This is a genomic window from Agromyces humi, from assembly GCF_009720255.1.
GTDB classification, from domain to species: Bacteria; Actinomycetota; Actinomycetes; order Actinomycetales; family Microbacteriaceae; genus Agromyces; species Agromyces humi.
The window spans coordinates 1-8,346 of record NZ_WJSP02000150.1 but is presented as its reverse complement, the minus strand read 5'-3'; the positions used below and the strand labels follow the sequence as shown (position 1 = coordinate 8,346).

The window sequence follows — 8,346 nt, the reverse complement described above, 5'->3', positions numbered from 1 at the left end:
GAGCCGCTTGAGGAGGTCATCGATGATCGCCTGCGGCTTGCGCTTGGTCTTGTGGCTGAGCCACTCTGCCTCCACCTCGGCCATGGGACGTGCGGTCTCGGGAGCGCTGACATCGAAGTTGGTTGCGTCCGCCTGGCGATCAGCAGGCCCAGGGCCGCCGCGAGCGCCGCGGCCACGATGGCGACGGCCAGCCCCGGCGGCAGCTGCTGCTGCGCCGCCGAGACGATCGTGATGACGATGGTGGGAACGCCGTAGATCCCGGCGATGAGCGCGTCGGCGAATCGCGGGTGCCGCGCCCAGTAGCGGCGCGCGACGCCGGGGGCTCGCGGGAGGCGCAGCTCGCCCCCGGCCACCGGGTCCTGGTGGTCGGGGGCGGGCCGTGACGCGGTCATGGACGAGACTCTACGCGTCGCGTTTCGTGAGCGTCGCAGCGGCCCCGACGCCCGCGGCGGCCACCCATCCGAGCACGATGGCGAGGTTCAGCCAGACGCCGAAGCCGTCGGCGGACGCCTCGGCCGTCGTGGAGGTGAACGTGTTCATGCCGGCGATCGAGACCAGGTACGGCACGAGGTCCTGCGCCCAGTCGGCGGGGATCATCTGCAGCACCGTCGGGAGGAGCAGCAGGATGCCGAGGACCGCCGCGATGCCACCCGCGCTGCTGCGCAGGATCGTGCCGACGCCGAGCGCGAACAGGGACACGAGCGACAGGTAGAGCGCACCGCCGAGGAGCGGCAGGAACACCGCAGGGTCGAGGAGGTTCGCCGTGACGTCGATGCCCGCGAAGACCACCGACGACACCGCGAACGCGCTGAACGTCGCGATGGCACCGACCACGAAGGTCGCCGCGCCCAGGATCACGGCCTTGGCGGCGAGCGCCGGCAGCCGTCGCGGCACGGCGGTGAGCGTCGACCGGATCATCCCGGTCGAGTACTCGCCGCTGATCACGAGCACGCCGAGCACGGCCGCGACCAGCTGCCCGAAGTACACGCCGAACACCGAGGCGTCGACGACGAGGCCCGCCTGCTGGGCAGCCGGTGCGGACGCGGCATCCGGGCCTCCGTTCATGCCGTTCACCATGCTGAGCGACATGAGCAGGGCCATGCCGAGCGAGATGGCGACGACGAGCCCGTACGACCAGATCGTCGAGCGGAGGCTGCGGAGCTTGATCCACTCCGAGCGGAGCACGCCTCCGAACGTCAGGCCGGTCGTGGGGTCGGTCCGCATCGAGCCGGGCCGGGTCGGTGCGGTGGTCATGGTGGTCATCGGACTGCCTCCGTGCGGTATTCGACGGCGTCGGCCGTGAGGGCCATGTAGGCCTCCTCGAGCGACGCGCTCTTCGGGGTGAGTTCGTGGATCGCGAGGGCGTGCGCCGCGGCGAGGTCGCCGATGCCGGATGCCTCGACGCCGGTGACCTCGAGGAGGCCGGCCTCCGACCGCACGACGGTCACGCTCGGGCCGGCGAGCAGGTCGGCGAGGCGTGACGCCTGTGGCGAGCGCACCTGCACTCGCGGACTGGTGCCGTTCGCGATGACCTCGGTCACGGGGGCATCGGTGATGATGCGTCCCTTGCCGACGACGATGAGGTGGTCGGCGGTCATGGCCATCTCGCTCATGAGATGGGACGAGAGGAACACGGTGCGGCCCTCGCCCGCGAGGTGGCGCACCAGCCGGCGCACCCAGAGCACGCCCTCGGGGTCGAGCCCGTTCACGGGTTCGTCGAGCAGCAGCGTCGCGGGGTCCCCGAGGAGCGCCGCGGCGATGCCGAGCCGCTGGCCCATGCCGAGCGAGAAGCCGCCCACGCGCTTCCTGGCGACCGACTCGAGGCCGGTCAGCTCGATCACCTCGCGCACGCGCCGGCGGCCGATGCCGTGGGTGGCGGCCATGGCGAGGAGGTGGTTCTCTGCGGTACGGCCCGTGTGCACGGCCTTCGCGTCGAGGAGGGCGCCGACCTCGTGGAGTGGGGCGCGGTGCTCCGCGAATCGCCGGCCGTTGACCGTGACCGATCCGCCCGTCGGCCGGTCGAGTCCGACGATCATGCGCATCGTGGTCGACTTGCCTGCGCCGTTCGGGCCGAGGAACCCGGTGACGCGGCCGGGGTGCACGGTGAAGTGGAGGTCATCGACGGCGGTCTTCGCCCCGAATCGCTTGGTGAGTCCTGCTGCAGTGATCATGCGTTCGACGCTACGGATGCCGCGCCGGGGTCGCATCGGCCCCGGGAACGGTTCCGGGGCGGCGGCAGTGGTACCGGAGTACCACCGCCGCCGCCCCGGAGGCCGGCGCGAGGAGCGCTACGAGCGCTACGCGTCCTGCGCGTCGCGCTCCTGTGCGACGAGGGCGCGGTCGACGCCGGCGAGGCGCTCGATCACGAGGCGCCGCAGCGCGGGCACGTCGGGGTGCGCGTCGAGCCACGTGCGGCTCGCGTCGGCGAGCGCCCGGTTCGCGAGGGGCGACGGGTAGAGCCCGTCGACGAGCTTCTCCGCGATCGCGTAGCTGCGCTCGTCCCAGATGCGCTCGAGCATGGCGAAGTACCGGTCGACGAACGCCTCGAGCAGCGCCGGGTCGTTCGCACGGAGGAAGCCCTCGGCGGTCTCGCGCACCACGGTGTTGGTCGCGGTGTCGACGTCGATGAGCGACGCCCACGCGCGCTCCTTGCCCTCGATCGTCTGGATCGCGGCACGGGCGTGCGCGGCGGACTGCTGTCCGGTGGCGGTGTTGTCGCCGGCCAGGCGCTCGTCGATCTCGGCGTCGCCCGCGCGACCCGCGGCCACGAGCGCGATGAGCAGCTCCCAGCCGAGGTCGGTGTCGATCTCGAGTCCGTCGAGCTCGAGCGAGCCGTCGTACAGGGCGGCGAGCTGGTCGACGTGCGAGCCGGCCTCCGCGATCGCGGCGAAGTTCATGACGAACTGGAACTGCGCGTCGCTGCCGCCCTCGGCCTCCTGCGCGAGGCGCCAGAAGCCGTCGGCCAAGGACCGGCGAGCCTCGGCGCGACGCTCGGGAGCGACGTAGGCGCTCGCAGCGAGCACGGCGTTCGCGAGCACGATGCGCAGCGTCGTCGACTCCGTCTCACTGGCGATGTTGCCGAGCACGAGGGCGAGGTAGTCGCTCGCGCGCGTCTCGCCGTCGCGGGTGGCATCCCACACCGAGCTCCACACGAGGGCGCGTGCGAGCGGGCTCTCGATCTCCGACAGGTTGGCGAGGGCGATGCCGTGCGAGGCCTCGTCGAGGCGGATCTTCGCGTAGGCGAGGTCGTCGTCGTTGAGGAGCACGAGGTCGGGCCGGCGCAGGCCGACGAGCTCCGCGACCTCCGTGCGCTCGCCGTCGACGTCGAGCTCGACGCGGTGGTCGCGCACGAGCTTGCCCTCGGTGAGGTTGTAGAAGCCGATGGCGAGGCGGTGGGGACGGATCGTCGGGTGCTCGTCGGTCGCCGACTGGAGCACCGCGAACGTGGTGATGACGCCGTCGTCGTCGGTCTCGATGGCCGGGCGCAGCGTGTTCACCCCTGCGGTCTCGAGCCAGAGGCCCGACCAGTCCGACAGGTCGCGGCCGCTCGCCGTCTCGAGCTCGGCGAGCAGGTCGGCGAGGGTGGTGTTGCCCCACGCATGCTTCTGGAAGTAGGCCGAGACGCCCTGGAAGAACGCGTCGACGCCGACCCAGGCCACGAGCTGCTTCAGCACCGAGCCGCCCTTGGCATAGGTGATGCCGTCGAAGTTGACGAGCACGTCCTCGAGGTCGTTGATGGTCGCGACCACCGGATGGGTCGAGGGGAGCTGGTCCTGGCGGTACGCCCAGCTCTTCTCCATCGAGTTGAACGTGGTCCACGCCTCGGTCCACTCCGTGGCCTCGGCGGTGGCGATGGTCGAGGCCCACTCGGCGAACGACTCGTTGAGCCAGAGGTCGTTCCACCACTTCATGGTGACGAGGTCGCCGAACCACATGTGGGCGAGCTCGTGCAGGATCGTGACGACGCGGCGCTCGCGCACGGCATCCGTCACCTTCGACCGGAACACGTAGAACTCGGTGAACGTCACCGCGCCGGCGTTCTCCATCGCTCCCGCGTTGTACTCGGGCACGAACAGCTGGTCGTACTTCGCGAACGGATAGGGCACGCCGAACTTCGCCTCGAAGTACTCGAAGCCCTGCTTCGTCTTCTCGAAGATATAGTCGGCGTCGAGGAACTGCGAGAGGCTCTTGCGGCTGAACACCCCGAGCGGGATGGTGCGGCCGTCGGCCGAGGTGAGCTCGTCACGCACGACCGCGTAGGGGCCGGCGATGAGCGCGGTGATGTAGCTCGAGATGCGCGGGGTGGGCTCGAAGGCCCACGTCTTCGCGCCGTCGTGGGCGTCGACCGGCTCGGGCGTGGGGGAGTTCGACACGACCTCCCAGTGCGCGGGCGCCGTCACGGTGAAGCGGAACGCGGCCTTGAGGTCGGGCTGCTCGAACACGGCGAACATGCGACGCGAGTCGGGCACCTCGAACTGGGTGTAGAGGTAGGCCTCGTCGTCGACGGGGTCGACGAAGCGGTGCAGGCCCTCACCCGTGTGCATGTAGCGGCCGTCGGCGACGACCACGAGCTCGTTCTCCGCGGCCAGGCCCGAGAGCGTGATGCGCACGCCGTCGCTGACCTCGGCCGGATCGAGCGCGACGCCGTTCAGCGTCACCGAGTGCACCGCAGCCGTGATGGCGTCGATGAACGTCGAAGCACCCTCGGTCGCGGCGAAGCGCACCGTCGTCTGGCTGCGGAACACCTCCGGACCGGTGGTCACGTCGAGCACGACGTCGTAGTCGTGCACCGTGACGAGCGCCGCGCGCTCCTCAGCTTCGATACGGGTGAGGTTCTCTCCGGGCACGTGCGCTCCTTCGCAGTCATCGACGCGGCTCGTGGCCGCAGGCAACGTGTCCCAGCCTAGCCCCGGACGCCCGCGGATTCGCAGCCCTCCGCTCCGCCTCGGCGGACCGAGCGGCGGGCCCAGCGGGTCGCGTTGACCGCACGTCGCCCGGCGCCCTACCGTGGCCCCATGGCCGAGAGCACGGATGCCGCAGCATCGACCTCCGAGCGATACCGCGTGTTCGCCGAGGTGGAGGCGCGTGGCATGTCCGCGACCTACGAGGCGTGGGCCGCCGGTGTCGCCGACGACGCCGCCGCGATCGCGCTCATCGACGAGCTCCCGTCACCGAAGCGCCAGCCGAACCTGGTCTTCTCCGCCGCCCGGTTCCACGGCGCGCCCGTCGGGCCGTATCCCGACTTCCGGGATTGGCTCGGTGCGAACTGGTCCGCCGTGCGGGCGACGGCCCTCTCCCATGCCACCCAGACGAACGAGGCCGGACGCTGCGCGCTCCAGGTGCCGGCGCTCGCCGCCATCGAGGGGCCGATCGCGCTGCTCGAGGTCGGGGCATCCGCCGGCCTCTGCCTGTATCCCGACCGCTACAGCTACCGGTACTCGGGGCATCCGCGGCTCGACCCTGCCGACGGGCCGAGCCCCGTGGTGCTCGACTGCGAGGTCCGCGGTCCCGTGCCGCCGCCGGTGCCCGACCGGCTGCCGGAGGTGGCCTGGCGCGGCGGCATCGACCTGAACCCGCTCGACGTGCGCAGCGCGGAGGACGTCGCGTGGCTCGACGCGCTCGTGTGGCCCGAGCACGAGGACCGTCGCGAGCGACTTCGCGCGGCGGCCGCGATCGCGGCATCCGACCCGCCCAGGATCGTCGCCGGGGATCTCAATGAGCAGCTGGCCGCTCTCGCGGCGGACGTGCCGGCCGATGCGACCCTCGTCGTGTTCCACACGGCCGTGCTCATGTACCTCGACGCGGCGGGCCGGCAGCGGTTCACCGAGCTCGTGCGCGAGCTGCCCGGACACTGGCTGTCGATCGAGGGACGGTCGGTCACGCCCGGCATCCGGGTACGCGACGATGTCGACAACGAGAGCAGCGACCTCGTGCTCGCCCTCGACGGCGTGCAGCTCGCGTGGGCCCAGCCGCACGGGCGCGCGATCCGGTGGATCGCGAATCCCTAGACTTGGGCCCATGCGCATCCACATCGCGACCGACCACGCCGGCCTCGAGTTCAGCCGCACCCTCGTCGACCACCTGACCAACGCCGGTCACGAGGTCGTCGACCACGGCCCCACCGAGTACGACCCGCTCGATGACTACCCCGCCTTCTGCATCAACGCGGCGCAGGCCGTCGCACGCGACCAGGCCGCGGGCGTGCGCACGCTGGGCATCGTCTTCGGCGGGTCGGGCAACGGCGAGCAGATCGCCGCGAACAAGGTGCGCGGCATCCGTGCGGCCCTCGTCTGGAGCATGGACACCGCGATGCTCGCCCGGCAGCACAACGACGCGAACGTCATCTCGATCGGGGCGCGCCAGCACACGGTGCAGGAGGCCATCCGCTACATCGACGCGTTCATCGCGGAGCCGTTCTCGGGCGACGAGCGGCACGTGCGCCGCATCGCCCAGCTCGCCGAGTACGAGACGACGGGCGACATCGCCGGCAAGGGCGTCGACCACGACGCCGACGTCGACGTGGCGAACGAGGCCTAGGGGTCCCGGTGCCCGAGGGACACTCCGTCCACCGCATCACCCGCCAGTTCGAGCGCAACTTCGTCGGTCACGTGGTGCACGCGTCGAGCCCCCAGGGGCGCTTCGCCGTGGGCGCCGCCGAGCTCGACGGGCGACGGATGACGGAGGCCCGCGCCGTGGGCAAGCAGATGTTCCTCGGCTTCGAGGGCGACCTCTGGCTGCGCGTGCACCTCGGCATGTACGGGGCCTGGGACTTCGCCGGCGACATCCGGATGGACGCCACGATCGCGTCGGCGAACGGACGCATGGGACAGACGAACCAGCGGGGCACGTTCCTCGGGGGGCCGAACCCCGACGCGATGGCGGCCGACGCTGCGGCGTCCGACGTCGTGGTGGCCGACCTCGCCGGCGACGTGGTGCTCGATCGCGCGGGCGAGAACTCGCTCACGTCGATCGGCGCCCCCCGGCGCACGCGGCTGCGCATGTCGGAGTCCGAGAAGGAGGGGAACGGCCTCGAGACGTTCCCGCCCGAGCCGGTCGGCCAGGTGCGCGTGCGCCTGCTCACCGACACGATCTGCGCCGACCTGCGCGGCCCCACGGCGTGCGAGGTGCTCGACCCTGCGCAGGTGGAGCGGGTGGTCGCGAAGCTCGGCCCCGACCCGCTCATCGACGCCGGGCCCGACGCCGAGGAGCGGTTCACCCGCGCCGTGCGCAGGCGCGCCACCCCGATCGGGCTGCTCCTCATGGACCAGAACGTCGTCGCCGGCATCGGCAACGTGTACCGCGCCGAGCTGCTCTACCGCGCGCGTCAGAACCCGCACACGCCGGGCCGATCCGTGCCCGAGGAGCACGTTCGGCACCTCTGGCGCGACTGGACGAAGCTCCTCGCCATCGGCGTGGAGACCGGCCAGATGATGACCATGGACGACCTCGACCCCGACGCCTGGCGGGCGGCGATGGCGAATCGCGCCGACCGCCACTGGGTGTACAAGCGCGAGGGCCTGCCCTGCCGGGTCTGCGGCACGAACATCGTCCTCGAGGAGATGGCCGGCCGCAAGCTCTACTGGTGCCCCTACTGCCAGGCCTGAGGAGGACCGATGCGACAGAACCCGAGCTTCACCCTCGCGAGCGAGGAGGGCGTCAAGCGCCTCATCCGCGAGCACCCGTGGATGACGATCGTCAGCATGACGGATGCCGCGGGCCTGGTCGCCTCGCACTATCCGGTGCTCCTCGACGAGACCGCCTCCGGCATCGTGCTGCTCACCCACGTCGGTCGGCCCGACGAGGTCGTGCACGAGCTCGGACGCCACGAGGTCATGGCCATCGTGCAGGGTCCGCACGGCTACATCTCGCCGGGGTGGTACGACGCGAACCCGGCCGTGCCGACATGGAACTTCGTCACGGCGCACCTCTACGGCACGCCCGAGCTGCTCGACGCCGTCGAGAACCTCCGCGTGCTCGAGTCCCTGGTGGACAACTTCGAGGACCCGATGCCCGAGCCGCGGCGCATGCGGGGCACCGCCGAGAACTCCGCCTACGCCGACCGCATCGCCACGGGCACCGTGGGCCTGCGCATCCCGGTCACGCGCTTCGTCGCGAAGAACAAGATGAGCCAGAACAAGCCCGCCGAGACGGTCGACCGCATCATCGCCGAGCTCGAGGGTGACGGGCCGTACGCGAGTCCCGCGCTCGCCGTCGAGATGCGCCGCACCCACGACGCGCTCCGGGCGGCCCGCGCGTGAGCCGTCTGCTCCTCGAGGGCGCGCGGCTGCCCGGTGCGCCCGAGGTCGTCGACGTGCTCGTCGTCGACGGCGTCGTCGCCGAGGTCGC

7 protein-coding genes and 1 pseudogene are annotated in these 8,346 nt (G+C 71.4%); 4 read left to right on the top strand and 4 right to left on the bottom strand.

Features of this window, described 5'->3' with window-relative positions; genetic code table 11:
- The 4 genes and pseudogenes from GH736_RS24575 to pepN form a co-directional block, all read right to left on the bottom strand.
- Nucleotides 1-392 (bottom strand): annotated as a pseudogene (locus GH736_RS24575) (hypothetical protein); the annotation flags it as partial.
- Nucleotides 393-402: 10 nt separating this feature from the next.
- Complete coding sequence (locus tag GH736_RS12780; protein ID WP_159603847.1) at nucleotides 403-1,254, bottom strand: ABC-2 transporter permease; 852 nt, start codon at nucleotides 1,252-1,254, stop codon at nucleotides 403-405.
- A 5-nt stretch (nucleotides 1,255-1,259) separates the two neighbouring features.
- The gene (locus GH736_RS12775) at nucleotides 1,260-2,171 is read right to left on the bottom strand and encodes an ABC transporter ATP-binding protein (protein ID WP_159603845.1); all 912 of its coding nucleotides are present in this window, start codon (nucleotides 2,169-2,171) and stop codon (nucleotides 1,260-1,262) included.
- 126 nt (nucleotides 2,172-2,297) lie between these two features.
- Nucleotides 2,298-4,847 (bottom strand): aminopeptidase N, encoded by a 2,550-nt coding sequence (gene pepN, locus GH736_RS12770; protein WP_159603843.1) that lies wholly within the window; start codon nucleotides 4,845-4,847, stop codon nucleotides 2,298-2,300.
- Nucleotides 4,848-5,015: 168 nt separating this feature from the next.
- On the opposite strand from pepN, the gene GH736_RS12765 reads away from it, so the two are divergent.
- From GH736_RS12765 to GH736_RS12750, 4 genes are read left to right on the top strand one after another with little or no spacing between them, the layout of a single operon-like run.
- On the top strand, nucleotides 5,016-6,008 hold the full coding sequence (locus GH736_RS12765; protein WP_159603841.1) for a DUF2332 domain-containing protein: 993 nt from the start codon (nucleotides 5,016-5,018) through the stop codon (nucleotides 6,006-6,008).
- Nucleotides 6,009-6,018: 10 nt separating this feature from the next.
- The gene (locus GH736_RS12760; RefSeq protein WP_159603839.1) at nucleotides 6,019-6,537 is read left to right on the top strand and encodes a ribose-5-phosphate isomerase; all 519 of its coding nucleotides are present in this window, start codon (nucleotides 6,019-6,021) and stop codon (nucleotides 6,535-6,537) included.
- Nucleotides 6,538-6,545: 8 nt separating this feature from the next.
- Nucleotides 6,546-7,604, top strand: coding sequence for an Fpg/Nei family DNA glycosylase (locus GH736_RS12755; RefSeq protein WP_159603837.1), 1,059 nt, complete (start codon nucleotides 6,546-6,548; stop codon nucleotides 7,602-7,604).
- 9 nt (nucleotides 7,605-7,613) lie between these two features.
- On the top strand, nucleotides 7,614-8,258 hold the full coding sequence (locus GH736_RS12750) for an FMN-binding negative transcriptional regulator (RefSeq protein WP_159603835.1): 645 nt from the start codon (nucleotides 7,614-7,616) through the stop codon (nucleotides 8,256-8,258).
- Nucleotides 8,259-8,346: the final 88 nt, after the last annotated feature.